The 24,860-nt window shown below is 36.2% G+C and carries 36 protein-coding genes; 2 read left to right on the forward strand and 34 right to left on the reverse strand.

Annotated features, from left to right (window positions below):
- Positions 1 to 119: 119 nt before the first annotated feature.
- The 33 genes from rplQ to rpsL form a co-directional block, all read right to left on the reverse strand.
- On the reverse strand, positions 120 to 647 hold the full coding sequence (gene rplQ, locus BZG02_RS01420; protein ID WP_101259624.1) for a 50S ribosomal protein L17: 528 nt from the start codon (positions 645 to 647) through the stop codon (positions 120 to 122).
- Between the two features lie 6 nt (positions 648 to 653).
- Positions 654 to 1,646: a DNA-directed RNA polymerase subunit alpha gene (locus tag BZG02_RS01425; RefSeq protein WP_101259625.1), complete on the reverse strand. Its 993-nt coding sequence runs from the start codon at positions 1,644 to 1,646 to the stop codon at positions 654 to 656.
- A 21-nt stretch (positions 1,647 to 1,667) separates the two neighbouring features.
- Positions 1,668 to 2,276, reverse strand: a complete 609-nt coding sequence (gene rpsD, locus BZG02_RS01430) for a 30S ribosomal protein S4 (RefSeq protein ID WP_101259626.1) — start codon at positions 2,274 to 2,276, stop codon at positions 1,668 to 1,670.
- Between the two features lie 125 nt (positions 2,277 to 2,401).
- Positions 2,402 to 2,791, reverse strand: coding sequence for a 30S ribosomal protein S11 (rpsK, locus tag BZG02_RS01435; protein WP_101259627.1), 390 nt, complete (start codon positions 2,789 to 2,791; stop codon positions 2,402 to 2,404).
- Between the two features lie 10 nt (positions 2,792 to 2,801).
- A complete protein-coding gene (gene rpsM, locus BZG02_RS01440) occupies positions 2,802 to 3,179 on the reverse strand; it encodes a 30S ribosomal protein S13 (protein ID WP_101259628.1) in 378 nt (125 codons plus the stop codon).
- A gap of 37 nt (positions 3,180 to 3,216) precedes the next feature.
- Complete coding sequence (gene ykgO / locus BZG02_RS01445) at positions 3,217 to 3,333, reverse strand: type B 50S ribosomal protein L36 (RefSeq protein WP_101259629.1); 117 nt, start codon at positions 3,331 to 3,333, stop codon at positions 3,217 to 3,219.
- 11 nt (positions 3,334 to 3,344) lie between these two features.
- Positions 3,345 to 3,566: a translation initiation factor IF-1 gene (gene infA / locus BZG02_RS01450; protein ID WP_054714084.1), complete on the reverse strand. Its 222-nt coding sequence runs from the start codon at positions 3,564 to 3,566 to the stop codon at positions 3,345 to 3,347.
- Between the two features lie 17 nt (positions 3,567 to 3,583).
- Positions 3,584 to 4,351: a type I methionyl aminopeptidase gene (gene map / locus BZG02_RS01455; protein WP_101259630.1), complete on the reverse strand. Its 768-nt coding sequence runs from the start codon at positions 4,349 to 4,351 to the stop codon at positions 3,584 to 3,586.
- A 21-nt stretch (positions 4,352 to 4,372) separates the two neighbouring features.
- Positions 4,373 to 5,716 carry a preprotein translocase subunit SecY gene (gene secY, locus BZG02_RS01460; protein ID WP_101259631.1) on the reverse strand — a complete coding sequence of 448 codons (1,344 nt, stop codon included), beginning with the start codon at positions 5,714 to 5,716 and terminating at the stop codon, positions 4,373 to 4,375.
- Between the two features lie 8 nt (positions 5,717 to 5,724).
- Positions 5,725 to 6,171, reverse strand: a complete 447-nt coding sequence (rplO, locus tag BZG02_RS01465; RefSeq protein ID WP_101259632.1) for a 50S ribosomal protein L15 — start codon at positions 6,169 to 6,171, stop codon at positions 5,725 to 5,727.
- Positions 6,172 to 6,200: 29 nt separating this feature from the next.
- A complete protein-coding gene (rpmD, locus tag BZG02_RS01470) occupies positions 6,201 to 6,377 on the reverse strand; it encodes a 50S ribosomal protein L30 (RefSeq protein ID WP_101259633.1) in 177 nt (58 codons plus the stop codon).
- A gap of 11 nt (positions 6,378 to 6,388) precedes the next feature.
- Positions 6,389 to 6,901, reverse strand: coding sequence for a 30S ribosomal protein S5 (gene rpsE, locus BZG02_RS01475; RefSeq protein ID WP_101259634.1), 513 nt, complete (start codon positions 6,899 to 6,901; stop codon positions 6,389 to 6,391).
- 5 nt (positions 6,902 to 6,906) lie between these two features.
- On the reverse strand, positions 6,907 to 7,263 hold the full coding sequence (rplR, locus tag BZG02_RS01480; protein WP_101259635.1) for a 50S ribosomal protein L18: 357 nt from the start codon (positions 7,261 to 7,263) through the stop codon (positions 6,907 to 6,909).
- 18 nt (positions 7,264 to 7,281) lie between these two features.
- A complete protein-coding gene (rplF, locus tag BZG02_RS01485; RefSeq protein ID WP_101259636.1) occupies positions 7,282 to 7,836 on the reverse strand; it encodes a 50S ribosomal protein L6 in 555 nt (184 codons plus the stop codon).
- 15 nt (positions 7,837 to 7,851) lie between these two features.
- Complete coding sequence (rpsH, locus tag BZG02_RS01490) at positions 7,852 to 8,247, reverse strand: 30S ribosomal protein S8 (RefSeq protein ID WP_101259637.1); 396 nt, start codon at positions 8,245 to 8,247, stop codon at positions 7,852 to 7,854.
- 72 nt (positions 8,248 to 8,319) lie between these two features.
- Positions 8,320 to 8,589 (reverse strand): 30S ribosomal protein S14, encoded by a 270-nt coding sequence (gene rpsN / locus BZG02_RS01495; protein WP_101259638.1) that lies wholly within the window; start codon positions 8,587 to 8,589, stop codon positions 8,320 to 8,322.
- Between the two features lie 4 nt (positions 8,590 to 8,593).
- A complete protein-coding gene (gene rplE, locus BZG02_RS01500; RefSeq protein WP_101259639.1) occupies positions 8,594 to 9,148 on the reverse strand; it encodes a 50S ribosomal protein L5 in 555 nt (184 codons plus the stop codon).
- On the reverse strand, positions 9,148 to 9,471 hold the full coding sequence (rplX, locus tag BZG02_RS01505; protein ID WP_101259640.1) for a 50S ribosomal protein L24: 324 nt from the start codon (positions 9,469 to 9,471) through the stop codon (positions 9,148 to 9,150). Before rplX ends, rplE begins: the two co-directional genes overlap by 1 nt.
- Before the next feature lie 19 nt (positions 9,472 to 9,490).
- Positions 9,491 to 9,856, reverse strand: a complete 366-nt coding sequence (rplN, locus tag BZG02_RS01510; protein ID WP_101259641.1) for a 50S ribosomal protein L14 — start codon at positions 9,854 to 9,856, stop codon at positions 9,491 to 9,493.
- Positions 9,857 to 9,858: 2 nt separating this feature from the next.
- A complete protein-coding gene (gene rpsQ, locus BZG02_RS01515; protein ID WP_101259642.1) occupies positions 9,859 to 10,113 on the reverse strand; it encodes a 30S ribosomal protein S17 in 255 nt (84 codons plus the stop codon).
- Between the two features lie 6 nt (positions 10,114 to 10,119).
- Positions 10,120 to 10,317, reverse strand: coding sequence for a 50S ribosomal protein L29 (gene rpmC, locus BZG02_RS01520; protein ID WP_101259643.1), 198 nt, complete (start codon positions 10,315 to 10,317; stop codon positions 10,120 to 10,122).
- A 2-nt stretch (positions 10,318 to 10,319) separates the two neighbouring features.
- Positions 10,320 to 10,751, reverse strand: a complete 432-nt coding sequence (gene rplP, locus BZG02_RS01525) for a 50S ribosomal protein L16 (protein WP_101259644.1) — start codon at positions 10,749 to 10,751, stop codon at positions 10,320 to 10,322.
- A 26-nt stretch (positions 10,752 to 10,777) separates the two neighbouring features.
- Positions 10,778 to 11,488, reverse strand: a complete 711-nt coding sequence (gene rpsC / locus BZG02_RS01530; RefSeq protein WP_101259645.1) for a 30S ribosomal protein S3 — start codon at positions 11,486 to 11,488, stop codon at positions 10,778 to 10,780.
- Positions 11,489 to 11,493: 5 nt separating this feature from the next.
- Complete coding sequence (rplV, locus tag BZG02_RS01535; protein ID WP_101259646.1) at positions 11,494 to 11,913, reverse strand: 50S ribosomal protein L22; 420 nt, start codon at positions 11,911 to 11,913, stop codon at positions 11,494 to 11,496.
- Positions 11,914 to 11,953: 40 nt separating this feature from the next.
- Entirely contained in the window at positions 11,954 to 12,223 is a 270-nt protein-coding gene (gene rpsS, locus BZG02_RS01540) for a 30S ribosomal protein S19 (RefSeq protein ID WP_101259647.1), read from the reverse strand.
- Positions 12,224 to 12,241: 18 nt separating this feature from the next.
- The gene (gene rplB, locus BZG02_RS01545) at positions 12,242 to 13,066 is read right to left on the reverse strand and encodes a 50S ribosomal protein L2 (RefSeq protein ID WP_101259648.1); all 825 of its coding nucleotides are present in this window, start codon (positions 13,064 to 13,066) and stop codon (positions 12,242 to 12,244) included.
- 7 nt (positions 13,067 to 13,073) lie between these two features.
- Positions 13,074 to 13,364 carry a 50S ribosomal protein L23 gene (rplW, locus tag BZG02_RS01550; RefSeq protein ID WP_101259649.1) on the reverse strand — a complete coding sequence of 97 codons (291 nt, stop codon included), beginning with the start codon at positions 13,362 to 13,364 and terminating at the stop codon, positions 13,074 to 13,076.
- A 9-nt stretch (positions 13,365 to 13,373) separates the two neighbouring features.
- Positions 13,374 to 14,006: a 50S ribosomal protein L4 gene (gene rplD, locus BZG02_RS01555; protein WP_101259650.1), complete on the reverse strand. Its 633-nt coding sequence runs from the start codon at positions 14,004 to 14,006 to the stop codon at positions 13,374 to 13,376.
- Positions 14,006 to 14,623 (reverse strand): 50S ribosomal protein L3, encoded by a 618-nt coding sequence (gene rplC / locus BZG02_RS01560; RefSeq protein WP_101259651.1) that lies wholly within the window; start codon positions 14,621 to 14,623, stop codon positions 14,006 to 14,008. Before rplC ends, rplD begins: the two co-directional genes overlap by 1 nt.
- 37 nt (positions 14,624 to 14,660) lie before the next feature.
- Positions 14,661 to 14,966, reverse strand: a complete 306-nt coding sequence (gene rpsJ, locus BZG02_RS01565; protein WP_096428449.1) for a 30S ribosomal protein S10 — start codon at positions 14,964 to 14,966, stop codon at positions 14,661 to 14,663.
- Positions 14,967 to 14,990: 24 nt separating this feature from the next.
- Positions 14,991 to 17,105, reverse strand: a complete 2,115-nt coding sequence (fusA, locus tag BZG02_RS01570) for an elongation factor G (protein WP_101259652.1) — start codon at positions 17,103 to 17,105, stop codon at positions 14,991 to 14,993.
- A gap of 26 nt (positions 17,106 to 17,131) precedes the next feature.
- Positions 17,132 to 17,608: a 30S ribosomal protein S7 gene (gene rpsG / locus BZG02_RS01575; protein WP_101259653.1), complete on the reverse strand. Its 477-nt coding sequence runs from the start codon at positions 17,606 to 17,608 to the stop codon at positions 17,132 to 17,134.
- 129 nt (positions 17,609 to 17,737) lie between these two features.
- Positions 17,738 to 18,118 (reverse strand): 30S ribosomal protein S12, encoded by a 381-nt coding sequence (gene rpsL / locus BZG02_RS01580; protein ID WP_101259654.1) that lies wholly within the window; start codon positions 18,116 to 18,118, stop codon positions 17,738 to 17,740.
- Between the two features lie 393 nt (positions 18,119 to 18,511).
- Between rpsL and BZG02_RS01585 the strand changes: the two genes are divergently transcribed.
- Positions 18,512 to 20,668: an elongation factor G gene (locus BZG02_RS01585; protein WP_101259874.1), complete on the forward strand. Its 2,157-nt coding sequence runs from the start codon at positions 18,512 to 18,514 to the stop codon at positions 20,666 to 20,668.
- 55 nt (positions 20,669 to 20,723) lie between these two features.
- Here the strand turns inward: BZG02_RS01585 and BZG02_RS01590 are convergent, their stop codons facing one another.
- A complete protein-coding gene (locus BZG02_RS01590; protein WP_101259655.1) occupies positions 20,724 to 22,043 on the reverse strand; it encodes a T9SS type B sorting domain-containing protein in 1,320 nt (439 codons plus the stop codon).
- A 291-nt stretch (positions 22,044 to 22,334) separates the two neighbouring features.
- Here BZG02_RS01590 and BZG02_RS01595 point away from each other — a divergent pair, with 291 nt between their 5' ends.
- Positions 22,335 to 24,650, forward strand: coding sequence for an ATP-dependent helicase (locus BZG02_RS01595; RefSeq protein ID WP_101259656.1), 2,316 nt, complete (start codon positions 22,335 to 22,337; stop codon positions 24,648 to 24,650).
- Positions 24,651 to 24,860 lie beyond the last annotated feature (210 nt).

The raw sequence follows: 24,860 nt of genomic DNA on the forward strand, positions 1-24,860 counted from the left end.
TATTAAAAGTTTTACTGATTTATTTATACGATTAAATGCAATCGTATGCAATTCTTATAGGGTACTAAAAAAGGGATAAAGATTTAACTTTACCCCCTTTAATATTGTAGAAAGGAAGCTTATTCTTCTTCCTTTTTAGTAGCTTTTGATGCAGCTTTTGGAGCCTCAGGTGCTGTTTCAGCCTTAACTTCTGATGCTTCGGTTGCTACTTCTTCTGAAGCTTTAGAACCACTACGTTTTCTACGTGTTGATTTTTTAGCTACAGCTTTCTTTTCAGTCAAGTAAGTTTCGTTAAAATCAACCAATTCCACGATACACATTTCTGCATTATCACCTAAACGGTTACCAGTCTTTAAAATTCTGGTATAACCACCGTTACGATTAGTGATTTTTGGTGAAACTTCTCTAAACAACTCAGTAACCGCTTCTTTTTGTTTTAAATAACCAAAAACAATACGTCTTGAGTGAGTAGAATCAACTTTACTTTTTGAAATTAGAGGCTCAACATACATTTTTAAAGCTTTCGCCTTAGCTGTAGTAGTTGAGATTCTTTTATGCAAAATCAAAGAAGAAGCCATATTTGAAAGCATTGCTTTTCTATGTGCTGTTTTTCTTCCTAAATGATTAAATTTCTTTCTATGTCTCATTTTCCCTTATTCCTTATCTAATTTATACTTAGAAATATCCATACCGAAAGTAAGATTCAAGGATACCAATAGATCATCCAGCTCGGTTAAGGATTTCTTACCAAAGTTTCTAAATTTCAGAAGGTCATTCCTGTTGAACTGTACTAAATCACCTAAAGTATCCACATCGGCAGCTTTCAAACAATTCAAAGCACGAACTGAAAGATCCATGTCTACCAGTTTTGTTTTCAATAGTTGACGCATATGCAAAACTTCTTCATCAAACTCTTCATTTGCAAATTTCTCATCAGAGTCAAGAGTAATCTTTTCGTCTGAGAACAACATGAAGTGGTAAATAAGAATTTTAGCAGCCTCTTTTAAAGCATCTTTTGGGTGAACCGAACCATCCGTAGTAATATCAAAAACCAATTTTTCATAGTCAGTTTTTTGCTCTACTCGATAGTTTTCAACAGCATATTTAACATTCTTGATTGGTGTAAAAATTGAATCAATCGGAATTACTCCAAATTCTACATCAACAGGTTTGTTTTCAACAGAAGGTACGTATCCGCGACCTTTGTTAATAGCTAAATCCATTTGCAATTTGGCAGAGCTGTCCATTTTGCAAATTACAAGCTCTGGATTCAACACTTCGAAACCTGTTAGAAACTTGTTAATATCGCCAGCTGTTAAAGTATCCTGATCTGAGATAGTTACTGTAACCAACTCACTGTCAACTTCTTCAACTTTTTGTTTAAACCGAACTTGCTTCAGGTTCAGGATCATCTCAGTAACATCTTCGATTACGCCTGGTATTGTAGAAAATTCATGATCAACACCCTGTATTTTGATAGTAGTAATCGCAAATCCCTCTAACGAAGAAAGTAATATTCTTCTTAAGGCATTACCAATTGTTATACCATATCCAGGCTCTAATGGACGAAATTCGAATTTACCGAATTTATTGTCTGCGTCGAGCATGATAACTTTGTCCGGTTTCTGGAAAGCTAAAATTGCCATAAATTACTGATTAACTATTTATTACTTAGAATACAATTCAACGATTAACTGTTCCTTGATGTTTTCAGGAATTTCCGTTCTTTCTGGTGTATTAAGGAACTTACCACTAAGAGAGGTTTGATCCCATTCTAACCAAGATGATTGGTTATATCTAGCAGTAGATAAAGAATCGGTAATAACTTCTAAAGACTTCGATTTTTCACGAATTCCGATGATATCCCCAGCTTTTACTGAATAGGAAGGAATGTTACAAACTTGTCCATTAACAGTTACGTGCTTATGGCTAACCAACTGACGAGCAGCTGATCTTGTTGGAGCTACACCTAATCTGAAAATTACATTGTCTAAACGACACTCTAAAAGTTGTAATAAAACTTCACCAGTAATACCTTTACTTCGCGCGGCCTTTTCAAATAAGTTTGAGAATTGTTTCTCCAATACACCGTAAGTGTATTTTGCTTTTTGTTTTTCTTTTAGCTGAACACCATATTCAGACATTTTCTTTCTTCTACGGCTATTACCGTGCTGCCCTGGAGGGTAGTTTTTGTTCTCAAATGCCTTATCAGGTCCAAAAATTGCTTCACCAAATTTACGAGCAATTCTACTCTTTGGTCCAATATATCTAGCCATTACTTCTTAAATTTAAATTTTTCTAACAATAGAAACTTTGCCTTAAGTTTTGAATTATAAAAGTGCCGCGTTTTTTAGAGAGGATATCAATAAAACTAATTCAAAATCTTATATAGCATTTTTTATTAAACTCTACGTCTCTTAGGAGGACGACATCCGTTGTGTGGTAATGGAGTAACATCTACGATTTCCGCAATGTCGATTCCACATGAATTGATCGCACGAATAGCCGATTCACGACCATTTCCAGGACCTTTTACATATACTTTCACTTTTCTTAAACCAAGATCATGAGCAACTTTTCCACAGTCTGTTGCAGCTTGTTGAGCAGCATATGGAGTGTTCTTTTTAGAACCTCTGAAACCCATTTTACCAGCTGAAGACCAAGAAATAACTTGTCCTGTGCCATTGGTTAAGGAAATGATAATATTGTTAAAAGATGAATGGATATGCGCCTGTCCTACAGGTTCAATTTTTACTACCCTCTTTTTAACTGATACTGACTTTTTTGCCATAACTTAACAATTATTTAGTTGCTTTCTTTTTGTTAGCAACTGTTTTTCTCTTACCTTTTCTAGTACGTGAGTTGTTTTTTGTTCTTTGACCACGTACTGGCAATCCAATACGATGACGAATACCACGATAACAACCAATATCCATCAAACGTTTAATATTCAGTTGATTTAAAGAACGTAATTCACCCTCAACTTTTAAATTAGCATTAATCGCTTGACGAATACGACCAGACTCATCATCAGTCCAATCCTTTACTTGCTTATCGTAAGAAACTTCCGCTTCATCCAAAATCTGACGAGCAGCACTTCTACCGATACCGTAGATATAGGTCAAGCTAATTATCCCTCTTTTATTTTGAGGCAAATCAACTCCAACAATTCTAGCCATAAATTAAAATATTTATCTATTACAAAGTTTTACTAAATTATCCTTGACGTTGCTTGAACTTAGGATTCTTTTTATTAATCACATACAAACGTCCTTTTCTTCTTACGATCTTACAATCGTCAGAACGTTTCTTTACAGATGCTCTTACCTTCATTATTATTAAATTTAATTTTTATATCTAAAAGTAATGCGCCCTTTTGTAAGATCATAAGGTGACATTTCTACTTTAACCTTATCACCAGGCAGAATCTTAATGTAGTGCATTCTCATCTTACCGGAAATGTGAGCTGTTATCACATGTCCATTTTCAAGTTCTACACGAAACATTGCATTCGATAATGCTTCGGTAATTGTACCATCTTGTTCTATTGAAGGCTGTTTAGCCATAAGCTTTTAAAATTTTATTAGTTTATATCTTCAATAAATTCAAAACTGGATAAGATCTGTGCCTTTCCCTTTCGAACTACCACGGTATGTTCGAAATGCGCTGAAGGTTTTCCATCAGCAGTAACAATTGCCCAACCATCACTATCCTGATAAATATCTCTTTTTCCAAGATTAAACATCGGTTCAATTGCAACGACCAGTCCTTCTCTCAATTTCAATCCACGTCCTTTTTTTCCATAATTCGGAACTTGCGGATCTTCATGAAGATTTTTCCCAATTCCGTGGCCTACCATTTCTCGAACTACAGAAACTAAATTCTGCTCTGCATGCTTTTGAATAGCAAAACCTATATCGCCTAAATGATTACCTTCTATAGCTTGCTCTACGCCTTTGTAAAGTGCCTCTTTGGTAACCTTCAACAGTTGCCGAATATCAGGAGCTACCGAACCAACAGTAAAGGTATAAGCCGAATCGCCATAAAAACCATTCAACAAAACACCACAATCACAGGATACAATATCTCCTTCTTTCAGCTTATAGCTAGATGGAATTCCATGAACAACCTGACTGTTTATAGAAACACATAAGGTATTCGGGAATCCATCATAACCAAGAAACCCTGGCTTAGCACCATTGTCTCTTATATACTCCTCTGCGATCTTATCCAACCTTAAAGTTGAAATTCCAGGGGCTATTTCTCTTGATATTACACCTAAAGTTTTTGCCACCAGTAAGTTGCTCATTTTGAGCAACTCTATTTCCTCCTCTGTTTTGTAAAAAATCATTGCAAAGAAAGCAAAAATATTTTAATATGCAGCAGCTCCTCCTGCAGATTTACCTTTTATTCTACCCGACTTCATTAATCCATCGTAGTGACGCATCAAAAGATGGCTCTCAATTTGCTGTAAAGTATCCAATACAACACCTACTAAAATCAATAAAGAAGTTCCGCCAAAAAATTGTGCAAACTGATTATTCACTCCACCTATCATAGCAAAAGCAGGTAATATTGCCACCAATCCTAAAAATAAAGATCCTGGCAAAGTAATACGCGACATTACTGTATCTAAAAAGTCGATGGTTTTTTTACCTGGTTTTATTCCAGGTATAAATCCGCCATTCTTTTTCATATCCTCCGCCATTTGCGTTGGATTAACAGTAATTGCTGTATAGAAATAAGTAAATAATACAATCATCACAAAGAATAATGCATTGTAGTAAAATCCAGTAAAATCGGATAATGCTGCAGCTACTCCAGTTAAAGCATCAGAACTAGCATAGTTAACAAACGCCATTGGCAAGAACATAATTGCTTGTGCAAAGATGATTGGCATTACACCAGCAGCATTCACTTTTAAAGGAATGTACTGGCGAACCCCACCATATTGTTTGTTTCCTACGATTCGTTTTGCATACTGAACAGGAATCTTCCGTGTTCCTTGTACTAACAAAATTGTAGCGGCAAAAACCAGGAATAAAATTACTATTTCAATAACTAGTAAAATTAAACCACCTCCTTGACCTTCAATTTTAGAAAGTAATTCAGCAAAGAACGAGAATGGTAATCTTGCGATAATACCGATCATGATGATTATTGAAATTCCATTACCAATACCTTTATCAGTAATTTTCTCACCTAACCACATAATAAACATCGAACCTGCTGCAAGAATCATCACAGAAGATACTGTAAACAATGTACCTTTAAGAATAAAGGCTGTTTCAGGTAGTTGTGAATGTAAGTTTAATAGATATCCTGGTGCTTGAAGTACAAGAATTATAACCGTTAGATACCTTGTAATCTGATTGATTTTTCGACGACCGCTCTCTCCTTCTTTTTGTAACTTTTGAAAATATGGAACCGCAATTCCCATTAACTGAATTACAATAGAGGCAGAGATATAGGGCATGATTCCTAAAGCGAAGATTGATGCATTCGAAAATGCTCCCCCGGAAAACATATCTAATAATCCCAAAACTCCTTCCGAAGTTTGAGTTTTTAACGCGCCTAACTGTGCAGGGTCTACCCCTGGCAATACAACCATGGTACCTAAACGATACACTAACACAAGACCGAGAGTAGTTAAGATTCGAGATCTTAAATCCTCAATCTTCCAGATGTTCTTCAATGTTTCTATTAAACCTTTCATATCTAAACTTACAATTTAACAACTGTTCCTTCGACTGCTTCAATCGCGGCAATTGCCGATTTTGAGAATGCGTGAGCTTTTACTTCTAGCTTCGCAGTAATAGTTCCATGTCCTAAAATCTTAACATTGTCGTTTTTTGACACCATACCTGCTGCTATCAATACTTCTTTGTCGATTGTAGTAATGTTATTCTTTTCTGCTAAGGCTTGTAAAACTTCAACATTAATAGCTTTATATTCTTTTCTATTAACGTTCTTAAATCCAAACTTAGGAACTCTTCGTTGCAAAGGCATTTGACCACCTTCGAATCCAACTTTTTTAGAGTATCCAGATCTTGACTTCGCACCCTTATGTCCTCTGGTTGAAGTACCACCTCTACCAGATCCTTGTCCGCGACCAATTCTTTTTGAAGTCTTAGTTGATCCTTCTGCGGGTTTTAAGTTACTTAAGTCCATATCTATTTAATACTAAATATTAACAATGATTATTCTTCAACGGAAACAAGGTGTTGTACTTTAGCCACCATACCTTTAATTTGTGGTGTAGCTTCATGTTCAACAGTTGCATTGATCTTGTTTAATCCCAATGCTTCCAAGGTTTTCTTTTGGCGATCAGTGCTTCCAATTTTGCTCTTTACCTGAGTAATTTTAATCTTAGCCATTTCCTTTTATCTTAACCGTTAAACACTTTATCTAATGATACACCTCTGTGTTCAGCAACTGTATGAGCATCTCTTAATTCAGCTAATGCACCAATTGTTGCTTTTACAAGGTTATGTGGGTTTGATGAACCTTTTGATTTAGCAAGTACATCTGTTACCCCAACACTTTCCAATACAGCACGCATCGCACCACCGGCTTTTACTCCGGTACCATGAGAAGCAGGCTTAATGAAAACCTCTGCTCCGCCAAATCTTGAAAGCTGTTCGTGAGGAATAGTTCCTTTATAAACAGGTACTTTAATCAAATTTTTCTTTGCTGCATCAACACCTTTTGAAATAGCAGTAGTTACTTCGTTTGCTTTACCAAGTCCCCAACCTACTAATCCGTTTTCGTTTCCTACAACTACAATTGCAGAAAAACTGAAGGTTCTACCCCCTTTTGTTACTTTAGTAACACGATTAATAGCTACAAGCCTATCTTTAAGATCTGCATCGCTAGTTTTAATGTTCTTATTATCTGCCATAATTATTAAAATTTAAGGCCACTATTACGAGCAGCGTCCGCTAAAGATTTAATTCTACCATGGTATAGATAACCATTTCTATCGAATACAACACTAGTAATTCCGGCTGCAACTGCTTTTTCAGCGATTGCTTTACCCACTAGCTCAGCTTGTTCAAGCTTAGTTGTAGTTTTCTCAGTGATTTCTTTTATCAAAGAGGAAGTTGCAACTATAGTTTGTCCTGATAAATCATCAATAATTTGTACTGAAATCTGCTTGTTAGAGCGAAAAACTGACATTCTAGGTCTTTCAGCAGTTCCAGCAATTGACTTACGAATTCTTCTTTTAATTCTAAGTCTTCTATCTTGCTTAGTTAAAGCCATAATTTACTTTTTTAGAAATTATTTACCCGCAGATTTACCAGCTTTTCTTCTTAGCTGTTCACCAACAAATTTAACACCTTTACCTTTATATGGCTCAGGTTTTCTGAATGATCTGATTTTAGCTGCTACCTGACCAATAAGTTGTTTATCACAACTTTCTAATGTAATGATCGGGTTGGCACGCTTTTCAGTTACTGCAGTTACTTTTACCTCTGGAGCAATTTCCATATGGATAAGGTGAGAATAACCTAAAGCTAATTCCAAAATTTGACCGTTGGAAGTAGCACGGAATCCCACACCTACAAGTTCTTGCTGTGTTTTATATCCTTCAGCAACACCAAATACCATGTTGTTCATCAAAGAGCGGTACAAACCATGCATGGCTTTATGTCTTTTTTGTTCAGACGGACGCTCTAATACAACTGTATTTTCTTCAACAGATACCTTGATGTCAGCATCAATTTGTTGTGTTAATTCACCTTTAGGCCCTTTAACTGTTACTGAATTATCTTTATTCACCGTGACGCTTACTCCTGCAGGCAAATTGATAGGTAATTTTCCAATTCGTGACATTTCTATCCTCCTTTATTAATAAACGTAACACAATATTTCGCCACCAACGTTTTTCTGACGAGCTTCCTTATCAGTCATAACTCCTTGCGAAGTAGAGAGAATTGCTATTCCCAAACCGTTTAGTACACGTGGTAATTCAGCTGCTCCACAATATTTTCTCAAACCTGGCTTACTTACCCTTTTAAGATTTTTGATTGCGGAAATTTTTGTCTCTGGATTGTATTTCAAAGCTATTTTAATTGTGCCTTGAATTCCGTCATCAACAAACTTGTAATTAAGGATATAACCTTTATCCTTAAGAATTTTTGTCATTTCTTTTTTCACGTTAGACGCAGGAACGTCAACCACTTTGTGATTGGCCATAATCCCGTTTCTTAGACGTGTAAGAAAATCTGCTATTGGATCTGTCATTTTAAAAAAATTAAATTGATCCCGATTGCTCGGGACAATATTTAACAAAATTGTTTTTACAAACTAATCTGCTTACCAACTTGCCTTCTTAATACCTGGAATTAATCCAGAAGAAGCCATTTCACGAAAAGTGATACGACTAATACCGAATTGTCTCATGTATCCTTTAGGACGACCAGTAAGTTTACATCTGTTATGCAATCTTACAGGAGAAGAGTTTTTTGGCAAACGACTAAGTCCGATGTAATCGCCTTCCTCCTTAAGTTTAGCTCTTTTTGCTGCGTATTTTTCAACAAGCTTTTGACGCTTCACTTCGCGAGCTTTCATTGATTCTTTAGCCATCGTCTTATTTTTTTAAATTTTTAAATGGTAAACCAAACTCCTTTAATAAAGCAAACGCTTCCTCATCGGTATTTGCTGTAGTAACGAAGGTGATATTCATACCCATTATTTTGTTTACTTCATCCAAAATAATCTCTGGGAAAATGATTTGCTCTTCGATACCTAAGGTATAGTTTCCTCTACCATCTAATTTACCGTTAATACCTTTAAAGTCACGGATACGAGGCAAAGCAACACGTACTAATTTCTCAAGAAATTCGTACATATGCTCACGACGCAAAGTAACAGTTGTACCAACTGGCATTCCTTTACGCAGTTTGAAGTTCGAAATATCTTTCGAAGAAAGAGTTTGAACTGCCTTCTGACCAGTGATAGAAGTCATTTCGTTTACCGAAAATTCTAATATTTTCTTGTCAGCAATAGCCGAACCAACACCCTGATTAATTACTATCTTCGTTAATTTAGGTGCTTGCATTACAGATTTGTAGTTGAATTCCTTCATTAAAGCAGGAACTACTTCCTCTGAATATTGTTTTTTAAGAGTAGGTATATAGCTCATTACTTAATCTCCTCCCCTGACTTTTTAGAGTATCTAACTAATTTATTGTCATCACCCAAACGTCTACCAACACGGGTAGCCTTTCCGGTGGAAGCATCTTTCACATTCAAATTAGAAATGTGAATTCCTGCCTCTTTTTTAACAATACCGCCCTGAGGATTTTCAGCATTAGGTTTAGTATGTTTAGAAATCATATTAGCTCCTTCAACAATTGCTCGTTGCTTATCTACTAATACTTCTAATACTTTACCTTCCATACCTTTAGATTCCCCTGAGTTTACAATAACGGTATCACCTTTTTTAATATGTAACTTTTTTCGCATTGTTCTAGGTTTTCAAAGATTATAAAACTTCTGGTGCCAGAGAAACGATCTTCATATCAGTATCGCGCAATTCTCTTGCAACAGGTCCAAAAATACGGGTTCCTCTCATTTCACCAGCTGTATTCAATAATACACATGCGTTATCATCGAAGCGAATATAGGATCCGTCTGGTCTTCTAATCTCTTTTTTGGTGCGAACAACAACCGCTTTTGTTACTGTTCCTTTTTTCATATCGGAACCGGCTATAGCATTCTTTACGGTAACAACAATTTTGTCCCCAATCGAAGCATAACGCTTTTTAGTACCGCCTAACACACGGATACAAAGAACTTCTTTGGCTCCGCTGTTATCAGCAACTATTAGTCTACTTTCTGTTTGTATCATGTTTACTTAGCTCTTTCAATAATTTCAACTAATCTCCAACTCTTATTTTTACTAATAGGTCGGGTTTCCATGATTTTTACGGTATCACCTTCATTACAGGTGTTTTCTTCGTCGTGAGCAGTGAATTTCTTCGACTTGTTCACAAACTTTCCGTAAATTGGGTGCTTTTCTTTGGTATGCACTACAATAGTTATGGATTTCTCCATTTTATTGCTTACCACAACCCCGATACGTTCTTTTCTAAGATTTCTTTCCATCACTTTTTACTTATCAGTTAATTGCCTGTGACGCAACTCCGTTACAAGTCGAGCAATGTTACGTCGGGTTACCTTTATTTGCAAAGGATTTTCCAAAGGTGAAATAGCGTGATTTAGCTTGAATCGAGTTAATGTAGATCTTTCAGCATCTACTTTTTCTACTATTTCTTGTGTTGTTAACTCTTTAATTTCTGAATTCTTCATGACTAATCAATTGAATTTTCAACATAATCACGTCTTACGACAAATTTGGTAGTTACAGGTAATTTTTGAGCTGCTAAGCGTAAAGCTTCTTTTGCTACTGCGAAAGGTACTCCTTCACATTCGAATAACATTCTTCCTGGTGATACAGGAGCAACGAATCCTTCTGGTGAACCTTTTCCTTTACCCATACGAACCTCTGCAGGTTTCTTAGTGATTGGCTTATCTGGGAAAATTCTGATCCAGATTTGACCTTGTCTTTGCATATATCGGGTTACTGCCACACGAGCAGCTTCAATTTGACGACCAGTGATCCACTTAGTTTCAAGTGATTTGATCCCAAAAGATCCAAATGCTAATTCAGTACCGCGACCGGCATTGCCTTTGATTCGTCCCTTTTGTTGTCTCCTAAATTTTGTCCTTTTTGGTTGTAACATCGTACTAATTCTTTAAAATTTAAAGACTACTTCTTTTTTCTTCTATTAAAACCACCTTTTCCTTTTGGAGCTCTACCATCGCGCATTCCTGCGTTTGGGGTTAAGTCACGTTTACCGTAAACTTCACCTTTACAGATCCAAACTTTGATACCTAGTAAACCGTAGGTTGTTAAAGCTTCGGCTAAACAATAATCGATATCAGCTCTTAAGGTGTGTAGTGGGGTACGTCCTTCTTTGTACATTTCAGAACGAGCCATTTCAGCACCGTTCAAACGACCAGAAATCTGTATTTTAATTCCCTCTGCACCCATTCTCATAGTAGAAGCAATAGCCATTTTAATTGCGCGTCGGTAGGCGATACGACCTTCAATTTGACGAGCAATATTATTAGCAACGATTACCGCATCCATTTCCGGACGCTTAATTTCAAAGATGTTAATTTGTACTTCTTTGTCAGTAATCTTCTTCAACTCTTCTTTCAATTTATCAACTTCCTGACCACCTTTTCCGATAATAATACCCGGACGTGCAGTGTTCACAGTAATAGTGATTAATTTTAGAGTTCTTTCGATAATGATTTTAGAAATACTTGCCTTTGCTAAACGAGCATTAAGGTACTTTCTAATTTTGGTATCTTCAACAAGCTTATCGCCGTAGTTTTTTCCGCCAAACCAGTTAGAATCCCATCCTTTGATGATTCCTAGTCTATTTCCAATTGGATTTACTTTTTGTCCCATTCTAACTATTGTTTAGTACTATCGGCTTCAGCTGTTTTGCTGCCCAACAATATAGTTACATGATTTGATCTTTTCTTAATTCTATGTGCTCTTCCCTGAGGGGCAGGTCTAAGACGTTTAAGGATTCTCGCTGAATCTACGCTAATTTCTTTCACGTACAATGCGCTCTCCTCAATTCTTTGCCCTTCATTCTTAGCTTGCCAATTGGCAATAGCTGAAAGCAATAGTTTTTCTACGCGGTTTGATGCCTCCTTCGGACTGAAACGAAGTACATCTAAAGCTCGGTTCACCTCCATACCTCTTACCATATCGGTAACAAGTCTCATTTTGCGAGGTGAAGTAGGAACATTTCTCAAGCTAGCAAATGCTTTGCTCTTGTTTTCCTCCTTTATTTGGTTTGCTTTTATTCTTTTTCTTGCACCCATTTTTACAAATTCAAAATGTTAATTAAAACCAATAACATGCTTATCTTTTTTTCTTGTCAGCATGTCCTCTAAAAGTACGAGTTGGCGCAAATTCACCTAATTTATGTCCTACCATGTTTTCAGTAACATAAACAGGAATGAATTTGTTTCCGTTGTGCACGGCGATCGTATGACCTACGAAATCTGGAGAGATCATTGAACGTCTTGACCAGGTTTTAACAACTGTTTTTTTCCCTGATTCGTTTTGTCCCAATACTCGTTTTTCCAGCTTGAAATCGATAAAAGGTCCTTTTTTTAATGAACGACTCATAACAATCTAATTATCAAATTATTTTTTCCTTCTTTCAACAATATACTTATTAGAAGCATTCTTTTTAGCTCTAGTTTTGAAACCTTTTGCTAAAACACCTGTTCTAGAACGTGGATGTCCACCTGAAGATTTACCTTCACCACCACCCATTGGGTGATCAACTGGATTCATTACCACACCACGAACTCTAGGTCTTCTTCCCAACCAACGAGTACGTCCAGCTTTACCACTTCTTTCTAACGCATGGTCAGTATTAGAAACGGTTCCGATGGTAGCCTTACAGGTTACAAGAATCATTCTAACTTCACTAGAAGGCAATTTGATAGATGCATATTTGCCATCTCGTGCTACGAGTTGAGCATATGCACCAGCGCTACGAGCCATTACTGCACCTTGAGAGGGTCTTAATTCAATATTATGAATTATTGTACCTAATGGGATATCAGATAATGGCATTGAATTTCCGATTTCAGGAGATATTTTATTTCCAGAAAGCAAAGATTGCCCGACTTCCAATCCGTTTGGTGCGACGATGTAACGTTTCTCACCATCTGCGTACACTAGCAAAGCTATGCGTGCAGTACGGTTTGGATCGTACTCAATCGAAACCACTTTGGCTGGAACGCCATCTTTGTCTCTTTTGAAATCAATAACTCGATATCTTCTTTTGTGACCACCACCTATATATCTCATTGTCATCTTACCGGAGTTATTTCTACCACCAGTTTTTTTCATTGGTCTTAACAATGATTTTTCAGGTTTGTCTGTAGTAACCTGCTCAAAGGTATTAAGAATCTTATGCCTTTGACCAGGAGTTACAGGTCTTAATTTACGTACAGCCATTTTCTAATTAAATATTGCTATAAAAATCTATTTTATCCCCTTCAACTAAAGTAACGATCGCTTTCTTAAAAGAAGCAGTTCTACCTTCAATGGCACCAGCTTTAGTAAAACGACTTTTCTTTTTACCTTGATAATTCATGGTATTGATAGCCGCTACTTTAACGTTGTACATTGACTCTACCGCCTTTTTAATTTCGATCTTCTTCGCTCTGCGATCCACGACAAATCCAAAGCAATTTAATTTTTCGCTTTGGGCTGTCATCTTCTCGGTAACGATCGGTTTGATTAAAATTTCCATCTTTTAAACTTAATTTAGTTTAAACATTTCATCGAGCCCTTTTACTGAGCTCTCTACAAATAACAAAGTTGAAGCTTTCATAATATCGTAAGTTGCAAGATCAGAAACACGTACAACTTCAACATTCTTCAAATTACGAGAAGACAAATATATGTTTTTATTATCTTCGGTTAAAACCAAAAGCACTTTTTTATCAGATACTTTCAGGTTTTTTTGAAGTTCAACAAAACTTTTTGTCTTCACAGCTTCAAAATTGAAATCTTCGATAATTAACAAACCATCATTTTGAGCTTTTAAACTTAAAGCTGAACGACGAGCTAATTGCTTCAATTTTTTATTCAATTTGAAACTATAGTTTCTTGGACGGGGACCGAATACTCGTCCTCCTCCTCTGAACACAGGCGATTTAATGCTACCCGCACGAGCTGTACCAGTACCTTTTTGCTTCTTAATCTTTCTAGTACTACCTGAGATCTCAGCTCTTTCTTTCGATTTGTGAGTTCCCTGACGTTGATTCGCTAAATATTGCTTAACGTCTAGGTAAATAGCATGTTCGTTTGGTTCAATTGCAAAAACCAAGTCATTCAACTCAATTTTTCTGCCTGTATCTTCTCCAGATGTATTTAAAATAGCTAATTCCATTACTTTTCAATAATTACATATGAACCTTTAGACCCTGGAAGAGATCCTTTAACTAATAATAAATTGTTCTCAGGAATTACCTTAAGAACTTGAAGGTTTTCCACCTTCACAGTGTCTCCGCCTGTACGTCCGGCCATTCTCATGCCCTTAAATACTCTAGCTGGATACGATGCAGCACCAATAGAACCTGGAGCACGCAAACGGTTATGTTGACCGTGTGTTTGTCCTCCTACTCCGCCAAAACCATGACGTTTCACTACCCCTTGAAAACCTTTACCTTTTGATATTCCTGTAATATCTACGAAAGTAGATTCACCAATAATATCAATTGTAATAACATCTCCTAACTTGTACTCAGCCTCAAAATCGCTGAATTCAACAAGTTTTTTCTTAGGGGTTGTATTTGCCTTTTTAAAGTGCCCATCTAGCGCCTTCGTTGTTCGCTTTTCTTTCTTTTCGTCGAAAGCCAACTGAAGTGCTTCGTAACCGTCAACCTCAATAGTTTTGATCTGAGTTACAACACATGGACCTGCCTCAATGACAGTGCATGGAATATTTTTTCCCTCGGCACTGTAAACGGAAGTCATTCCGATTTTTTTTCCAATTAATCCTGGCATTTTTCTTTATTTTTTAAAAAATAAATCTAACAGCTTATCAAACTTTAATCTCTACTTCTACTCCACTAGGCAACTCTAGTTTCATTAGAGCATCAATTGTACTTGCAGTAGAACTGTAAATATCAATTAAACGTTTAAATGAAGAAAGTTGAAACTGCTCTCTTGATTTCTTGTTCACGAAAGTTGAACGAAGAACGGTAAAAATTCTTTTGTGAGTTGGAAGTGGAATAGGACCACTTACTACTGCACCTGTAGCCTTAACTGTCTTAACGATTTTCTCAGCTGAGTTATCAACCAAGTTGTGATCGTAAGATTTCAGTTTAATTCTAATTTTTTGGCTCATATTATTTAATGTTATACGATAAAACTATAGTAATTCAACTTTACCCTTGGCTTTCTCAACCACTTCTTTTGCAATACCTTTTGGCACCTCAGCAAAATGATCAAATTCCATTGAAGAATTTGCTCGACCAGAGGATAAGGTTCTCAATACAGTAACGTATCCAAATTGCTCTGATAATGGTACCATGGCATTTACAACACGTGCACCATGCTTAGATTCCATTCCTTCAATCTGACCACGACGTTTATTCAAGTCACCAATAATATCTCCCATGTACTCTTCAGGAGTGATAACTTCAATTTTCATGATTGGCTCAAGAAGTACTGGTTTTGCTTTTCCACAAGCTTCTCTGTAACCTTGCTTAGCAGCCAATTCAAAAGAAAGTTGATCCGAATCCACTGGATGGAAAGATCCGTCAAGCAACTCAACTTTTAATGAATCAACAGTATAACCTGCTAATACACCATTCTTCATTGCTTCTTTGAAACCTTTCTGTACAGATGGAATAAATTCCTTAGGAATATTACCACCTTTTACCTTATCAACAAATTGTAACCCTTCTCCTGCGAAATCAGCATCTACTGGAGATAAATTGAAGATAATATCAGCAAATTTACCACGTCCACCAGACTGCTTCTTAAATACCTGACGGTGATTTACTGTACCAGTAATAGCTTCTTTGTATGCAACCTGAGGCGCACCTTGGTTACACTCAACCTTGAATTCACGTTTCAAACGGTCAACAATGATATCTAAGTGAAGTTCACCCATACCAGAGATTACTGTTTGTCCTGATTCTTCATCTGTTTTCACATGGAATGTTGGATCTTCTTCAGCTAATTTAGCCAATGCCATACCCATTTTATCCAAATCTTTTTGTGTTAAAGGCTCAATAGCAATACCGATTACTGGTTCTGGGAAATCCATCGACTCTAGTTCGATTGCGGTTTCTTTTTGACACAATGTGTCACCAGTTCTAATATCCTTGAAACCAACACAAGCACAAATGTCACCTGCTTCTACACGATCAATTGCATTTTGCTTATTTGAGTGCATCTGGTACAAACGTGAGATACGTTCTTTATTACCTGTTCTAACATTATAAACGTAAGACCCTGCATCAATTGAACCTGAATACAAACGAGTAAAAGCTAAACGACCTACGAATGGATCGGTAGCAATTTTAAATGCTAAAGCAGCTAAAGGCTCTTCAACAGAAGGCTGTCTTGAAATAGCATCATCTGTTCCAGGAATCTTACCAACAATAGCTTCAACATCTAACGGAGATGGAAGGAAAGTAATAACTGCATCCAATAAACGTTGAACACCTTTATTCTTAAATGCGGAACCACAAAGCATAGGAACAATATCCATTGCAATAGTAGCTTTACGAATCACATTTAAAAGCTCCTGCTCAGTAATAGATTCCGGATCTTCGAAGAAACGCTCCATCATATCCTCATCATGTACTGCAACAGCCTCTACAAGTGTCTCTCTCCACTCATTAGCTTCTTCCACCAAGTAATCAGGAATATCCTCTAATGTATAATTAGTTCCATTCTCATCATCGTACCAAATAACAGCTTTCATTGCGATCAAATCAACCACACCTCTAAAACTCTCTTCAGTTCCAATAGGAATTTGAACAGGAATTGGATTCGCTCCTAATTTCTCTCTTACTTCACGAACAGCTTTGTAAAAATCTGCACCTGAACGGTCCATTTTATTTACAAATCCCATACGTGGAACTTTATATTTATCAGCTTGTCTCCAAACTGTTTCTGATTGTGCCTCAACACCACCAACTGCACAGAAACATGCAACAGCACCATCCAACACACGTAAAGAACGCTCTACCTCTACAGTAAAGTCAACGTGACCTGGAGTATCGATAATATTTACCTGATACTTTTCGCTATCGTAATTCCAAAAACAGGTAGTTGCAGCAGAAGTAATTGTAATACCTCTTTCTTGCTCTTGCTCCATCCAGTCCATTGTAGCAGCACCATCATGCACCTCACCAATTTTGTGAGAAACTCCGGTATAATACAAAATACGTTCTGTTGTAGTTGTTTTACCGGCGTCGATGTGCGCCATGATACCAATATTTCTGGTGTATTTTAAATCTCTCTTTGCCATATTCTTTAAGAATCGCTTAACAGTTATTAAAATCTAAAGTGAGCAAAAGCACGGTTAGCTTCAGCCATTCTATGTGTATCTTCTTTCTTTTTGAAAGCTCCACCTTCTTCATTATATCCACCAAGAATTTCCGCAGACAATTTTTCAGCCATAGATTTACCAGATCTTTTGCGAGCAAAAAGAATCATACTTTTAATAGCGATTGATACTTTTCTTTCAGGACGAATTTCGGTAGGAACTTGAAAAGTTGCTCCACCTACACGTCGGCTTTTCACCTCAACAGCTGGAGTAATATTTTCTAAAGCTTTTTTCCAAATCTCCAATGGAGATTTCTCAAGCTTTTCTGTTTTAGCCTTAACGATATCTAAAGCATCGTAAAATACTTTAAAAGAAAGATTTTTCTTTCCGTCAATCATTAAGTCATTTACGAATCTTGTTACCAGAACATCATTAAACTTTGGATCTGGCAATAAAATCCTTTTTTTTGGTCTTGACTTTCTCATTTTCTCTTAGTTTACGAGTTATCCGTTGTAGCTGCCTTTTTCAGTCTTCAAAAATCTCACGATCATTTACTCAACTTAATAGAGAACAACACATAAACATTAACTCACAGTTTTAAAAACTAGAATTAATTACTTTTTAGCTTTTGGTCTCTTAGTACCATACTTAGAACGACGTTGTTTACGACCTTCTACCCCTGAAGCATCCAGAGCACCACGAACAAGGTGATATCTTACCCCTGGAAGATCTTTTACACGACCACCTCTAATCAATACGATCGAGTGTTCCTGTAAGTTGTGACCTTCTCCTGGAATGTAAGCATTCACTTCTTTTCCGTTAGTCAATCTAACACGGGCTACTTTACGCATAGCCGAGTTAGGCTTCTTAGGTGTAGTCGTATACACACGAACACAAACCCCTCTCCTTTGTGGACAAGAATCCAATGCCGGAGCCTTGCTTTTATCGATAAGCTTGGTTCTTCCTTTTCTAACTAACTGTTGAATTGTAGGCATATTAACAATTACTTTTTTAATTAAATACTTTTAACAATTTGGTTTGCAAAGGTATTATTTATTTTATAAAATCTGCCATTCAGACATGTAATTTTACAAAACCCCTTGAAATCAGGGCACAAAGGTAGGAAAAGCCTTTTATAAAGACAAGTTATTCTCTATCAAAAAAATAAGCTATTTCAGTTTATTAAAAAAAGATTCATGTCTTTCAGTAAAATCAGGGTATAAGAATGGCATTTTGCAATTGTTATTTTTTTTAAACGAAGGATTTCTTTATGTATATTGCATCTAACTAAAAAGTTAATTAATTTAGAAAACCTTATAACCAAAAAGAAGTTTTTCAACTTCGAAAAAGACAAATACATTTTTTTTAAACCCAAAAAAAATACCATTATGAAAGTGTATCAATCAAATGAAATTAAAAACATCGCCCTCATTGGCAATGCCGGCTCGGGTAAAACTACCCTGGCTGAAGCTATGCTATATGAAGGCGGTGTTATTACAAGACGCGGAAACGTGGAAGATAATAGCACCGTTTCTGATTACAATGCTGTGGAACACGAATATAAGAATTCTGTATTTTCAACAGTTCTCTACACAGAATGGTTAGGAAAGAAAATTAATTTTATAGATACTCCTGGAGCAGATGATTTTTCGGGAGGAGTAATTTCTGCATTAAATGTGGTGGACACCGGACTTATGCTGATTAATGCTTTAAACGGCGTTGAGGTAGGAACTGAGATTATCGGTCGTAGAGCTGCTGCTTTAAAAAAACCTTTGATTTTTGTAGTGAATCAACTGGATCATGACAAAGCAAATTTTGAACTTTGCATTGAATCAGCGAAAACAAATTTTGGAAATAAAATTTCAATTGTACAATATCCCGTAAACGTTGGCGTAAATTTTAATGCTCTTATTGATGTACTTAAAATGAAAATGTATCAATGGGGACCTGATGGAGGAAAGCCAGAAATACTAGATATACCAGACACAGAAATTGACAAAGCAAACCAATTACATAACGACTTGGTTGAATCTGCTGCAGAGAATGACGAAGCCCTAATGGAACTTTATTTTGAAAAAGGGACTTTAACAGAAGATGAAATGAGAACTGGGATGAAAAAAGGAATGATCGCTTGTGATTTCTTTCCTGTTTTCTGTGTTTCTGCAAAAAAGGATATGGGGGTACGTCGTTTAATGGAATTTATTGGAAACATTGTTCCTTTTGTAACAGAAATGCCTGCCATACCAACAATTAGTGGAAGAGAAGCAAAATGCGACCCTAATGCTCCAACTTCGGTGTTCGTTTTTAAAACATCTATTGAACCACACATTGGAGAAGTAAGTTACTTTAAAGTTATATCGGGTAAAATTAAGGAAGGAGACGATTTAACTAACATTAATAATCATATTAAAGAACGAGTATCTCAGTTATATGTTATTGCCGGGAGAAACCGAGAAAGAGTTAATGAACTAGTTGCTGGAGATATTGGCGCCACCGTAAAATTAAAAAACACAAAAAACAATCATACTTTGAATTGCAAAGATTGTGATTTCGTATATAAAGACATCCAATTCCCGGATCCAAAATACAGAACTGCCGTTAGAGCTAAAGATGATGCTGACGATGAAAAATTAGGCGAACTTTTACATAGAATGCATGAGGAAGATCCTACCATACTAATAGAATATTCAAAAGAACTAAAACAAATCATACTGCACGGACAGGGTGAATTTCATATGAATACACTTAAGTGGAGGCTTAGCCACAACGATCATATAGAAATAGAATTCCTTACTCCTAAAATTCCTTATCGCGAGACGATCACTAAACTTGCACAGGCAGATTATCGTCATAAAAAACAATCTGGAGGCTCTGGACAATTCGGTGAGGTACACATGATTATTGAGCCATATTACGAAGACATGCCAGATCCGGTAATGTATAAAATTGACGGCAAAGACATGAAGGTGAACCTGCGAGGTACCGAGATTACCAAATTGAGTTGGGGAGGTAAATTAGTTTTCTGCAACTGTATTGTTGGTGGAGCTATTGATACACGATTTCTTCCAGCTATCCAGAAAGGAATTATGGAAAAGATGGATGAAGGACCACTCACCGGATCTTATGCCAGAGATATTCGAGTGGTTGTTTATGATGGGAAAATGCATGCAGTAGATTCCAATGAAATTTCATTTAGACTAGCAGGTCGCCATGCCTTTAGTGCAGCCTTTAAAAATGCCGGCCCAAAAATTTTAGAACCAATCTATAATATTGAAGTATTAGTTCCTGAAGATCGAATGGGTGATGTAATGAGTGATCTCCAATCTCGTAGAGCTATGATAATGGGAATGGAAGCCGAAAAGGGATTCCAAAAAATTATGGCTAAAGTACCTTTGAAAGAAATGAATAAGTACTCGACTACCTTAAGTTCATTAACAAGAGGTAGAGCTCAATTTACCATGAAGTTTGACTCTTACGAAAAAGTTCCTAACGAAGTTCAGGTTGAACTTTTAGCAGCATACCAAGAAGAAACTGCTGAAGCATAACAACGAAAAGGCCTCCTATTTATTAAGAGGCCTTTCATTTTACATTCCTATACATTTATTTTCTGATCAGCATAAAAGAGCCTTTCTTCGTATATTTCTTTTTTTGCTCCTCTCTTCCAGTTGCAGTAATCACATAATAATAAGTACCCGGAGTTGCCCATTTCCCATTTACTTTCCCATTCCATCCTTCGTCTGGATTTCTCCATTCGTATACCACCCGTCCCCATCTATTTAGAAGAACAGCATGAAAAGATTTTAAAGATTGAGATTTTACTCTAAATACATCGTTTCTACCATCACCATTCGGTGTAAAAACATTAGGAACCTGCACTAGGGAAGTATCTACTACGATTGGTGTTCCTTCTGTTTTAAAATTGAATTCTTCAAAACAGGTTTCAGGTCCTTTATTTGAGGATGCAATCAGTTTCACAAAATAGTTTCCTGGATGTATATAGGTATAAGCAAGTGGATCCTCATCTGTAATGATTCCATCCACCAATAAACTATCTTCCACCGAAACAGCGTCGACAATACGATCGTAGTCCTGATAAATAAACCACTCAAAATCCTCAGCATTTACCGATTTATTCGTGAATTGAACCTCCAAAGGAGCTTCACCAGTCATTGGATCGACAGAAAATGCTGCTTCAACCTTATAAGTTACAGTGCTAACATTATCAGAAATAAAAACACAGCCGTATTGATCGATAACACGAATAGAATATGTTGACTCGCCCTCGAATGCTTCTAAATCGAAAAAGCTCACCTCGCCACCAACATAAGTTGCCTTCTGAAATTCATTTTCACTATTACGTTGCAACCAAAAAACAATATCATTTTCTGATAAAACATTAACAAGTGCTTTAGAATCAATATTCGTATACTGCAAACTGTTTGGGGTGAAGGATGAACGAATATTAACACCTACACAATTTAAAACTACCAAAGTACTCGGCTTTGTATTAGAATTATTCAACACCCAAGCTTGGTCGGTATAAGATTCCGATCCTTTTTCAACAACAACTCTATACAGTCCGTTAGAAAGATTAGTCAAAGTTGATTCCCCTTGATTATTCTCTACACTCACAGGTATTGTAAAATCAGATGTGCCAGAGTCCCACTTTGTCCATGTGAAATTCCAACCCGATGTTCCATCATTTGATGCTGCTTTTAACTCCCCAATACCTGTTCCTATATTGTCGCAAAACACATATAAAGAATCATTGACTGTTGTGGTATAATTTGTTAGTGTTCGAAAAGATGCTTTTGCAGCTGTAATCTGTGAAAAAGCAACATTAGAGAACAAGGCTAATATCACTAACAGTGAAATACGATTAAGCGTTCTCGATGATAATAAAATGGATTTGATTCTCATATTATATGATGGAATAGTTTTATGATATATCTGGAATTACAATATTAAAAAAATTAAGCCGTTTTTTCTATACCTTAAACAATTATCTTTATTTGTTAAATTCGTACAGAGAAAGAATCTGCAACAATAAAAGAATAATTTAACCAACTTGCGAAGATCATAACATCCTACTGATTTACTTCACATTAAATGCTTTTTAAGGAATTAATTGTGGACTAATATTAAAAAAAAAGACAGAAATTACGGTTCAATTATTATTTTTGAGCCTCGAAATAATTGGAAAGGGAAAAAATGGAATATTTAAATGAGTTAAATCCGGTACAAAGAGAAGCCGTTGAGAATATTAATGGAGCATCTTTGGTGATTGCCGGAGCTGGATCGGGAAAAACAAGGGTTTTAACCTATCGAATTGCTCATCTACTAAATCAAAAAATTCCTGCCTACTCTATTTTGGCATTAACGTTTACCAATAAAGCCGCACGTGAGATGAAGGAGCGAATTGGCAACCTAGTTGATCTACAACAGTCGCAATCCTTGTGGATGGGAACTTTTCACTCTATATTTTCGAAAATATTACGATACGAAGCGGAACATTTGGGTTTTGATTCGAACTTTACCATTTACGACACTCAGGATTCTCGAAACTTACTTCGAGCTATTATTCGAGAAATGCAATTAGACGATAAAGTTTACAAAGCAAATGAAGTATTGAATCGAATATCCTCTGCAAAAAATAATTTAGTTACGGCAAATGCGTATGCTCAAAACGCGAATATTCAAAAAATAGATTCGAGTAATCGTCGACCGCTAATCTTTGAAATTTATAAAAAGTACAGTCAACGGTGCCGTCAGGCTAATGCGATGGATTTTGATGATCTTTTATTGCAAACCAACATCCTTTTTAAAAGTAAACCTGACATTTTAGCCAAGTACCAAAATAAATTTAAATACATTTTGGTTGATGAGTACCAAGATACTAACTACTCCCAATACTTAATTGTTAAAAAACTTGCCGAAAACCATAAAAACGTATGTGTGGTTGGCGATGATGCTCAAAGTATTTACTCTTTTCGTGGTGCCAAAATTGAGAACATACTAAATTTCAAAAACGATTATCCAAATTACAAGCTTTATAAACTAGAACAAAATTATCGCTCGACACAAAATATTGTTAATGCTGCAAATAGTGTTATTCACAAAAACCGTGAGCAAATAAAAAAAGTATCTTTTTCGGAAAACGAAGAAGGTGAAAAAATAAGAGTTGTAAAAGCACTTACCGATCACGAAGAAGGTTACATTGTTGCTAATGCTATTTTCGAAGAACGAATGCGTGAGCATCTTCAATATCAAGATTTTGCGATTCTATACCGAACCAATGCACAGTCGAGAATTTTTGAAGAGTCCTTACGTAAATTAAATTTACCCTATAAAATATACGGAGGACTTTCTTTTTATCAGAGAAAAGAAATTAAAGACCTACTTTCTTATTTCCGCATGACGGTAAACCCGAATGATGAAGAAGCAATTAAGAGAGTGATTAATTATCCGAAAAGGGGAATTGGGGATACTACAGTTAGCAAACTGCAAGATGCGGCAACCCAAAACGAATGCAGTATTTGGGAAGTAATTTGTGGTCTCAATCAAAGACCATATGGCATTAACTCTGGAACCATTTCGAAACTGATGAGATTTGCTACTTTAATAAGTGATTTTCAGAAAAGACAAGAGACCGACTCGGCTATTGATTTAGCAAACTATATTGCTAAAACAACAGGTATTGTGCAAGAACTTTACAATGACCGATCTCCGGAAGGAGTTTCCCGACATGAAAACATTCAGGAACTGTTGAATGGTATTCAGGAATTTACACAAAACTCTTTAGAAGAAGGAAATGAGTTACAATTAGCCAACTATCTGGAAGATGTTGCACTTTTAACCGATCAAGACAAGGACAATGATGAAGATCGAAACAAAGTAACCTTAATGACTATTCACTCGGCAAAGGGTTTGGAATTTTCGCACCTACACATTGTTGGATTAGAAGAAGATCTATTTCCTTCGCAAATGGCAACCAGCACTCAACAGGAATTAGAAGAAGAACGCAGACTTTTTTATGTTGCCATAACCAGAGCTGAAACAAAAGTCACTCTTTCCTTTGCTAAATCGAGATACAAGTGGGGAAACATCAGTTATCCCCGGCCAAGTCGTTTTATTGAAGAAATTGATGAGAAATATGTAGACCTTCAATATGAAAGGGAACCAGAATTTTCTGGTGCAAGAAACGAGAACCTCCAAAGTCGCACCGACTCGGAAATCGTAAATCGCCCACGAAAATTCGAAGCAAAACAAAGTTTTTCTTCAAAACCAAAACTAAGTCAGGCGATTACACGTAACAATACAGGTAGTCAAGATAACGATCCGAACTTTATTCCTTCAAAGCCAGAACAAATACAATCGGGAATGATTGTAGAGCACCAACGCTTTGGCAAAGGAAAAGTTTTGCAAATAGAAGGAAGTAAACCAAATATTAAAGCAACAGTATTTTTTCAGAATGTAGGTCAAAAACAACTACTATTAAAATTCGCAAAACTTAAAATTGTTGGATAAATGCGCTAACTATTTGTATTGAAAGAAGAAATCTGTTACATTTGCCTTGAGTTCTAAGATTTTCTGTAATTGTTTAAATCGTTATAAACAATTCATTAAAGCTTCATTTCTACTTCGTTTAGTAAAACCGATGAAATCTTAGATTCTTCAATAGTACTTATAACAATCTTCATTTTTTTGTGCTATTGCTTTGCATTCTTATTAGTTTGC

This window comes from Labilibaculum filiforme (genome assembly GCF_002843315.1).
Taxonomy (GTDB): domain Bacteria; phylum Bacteroidota; class Bacteroidia; order Bacteroidales; family Marinifilaceae; genus Labilibaculum; species Labilibaculum filiforme.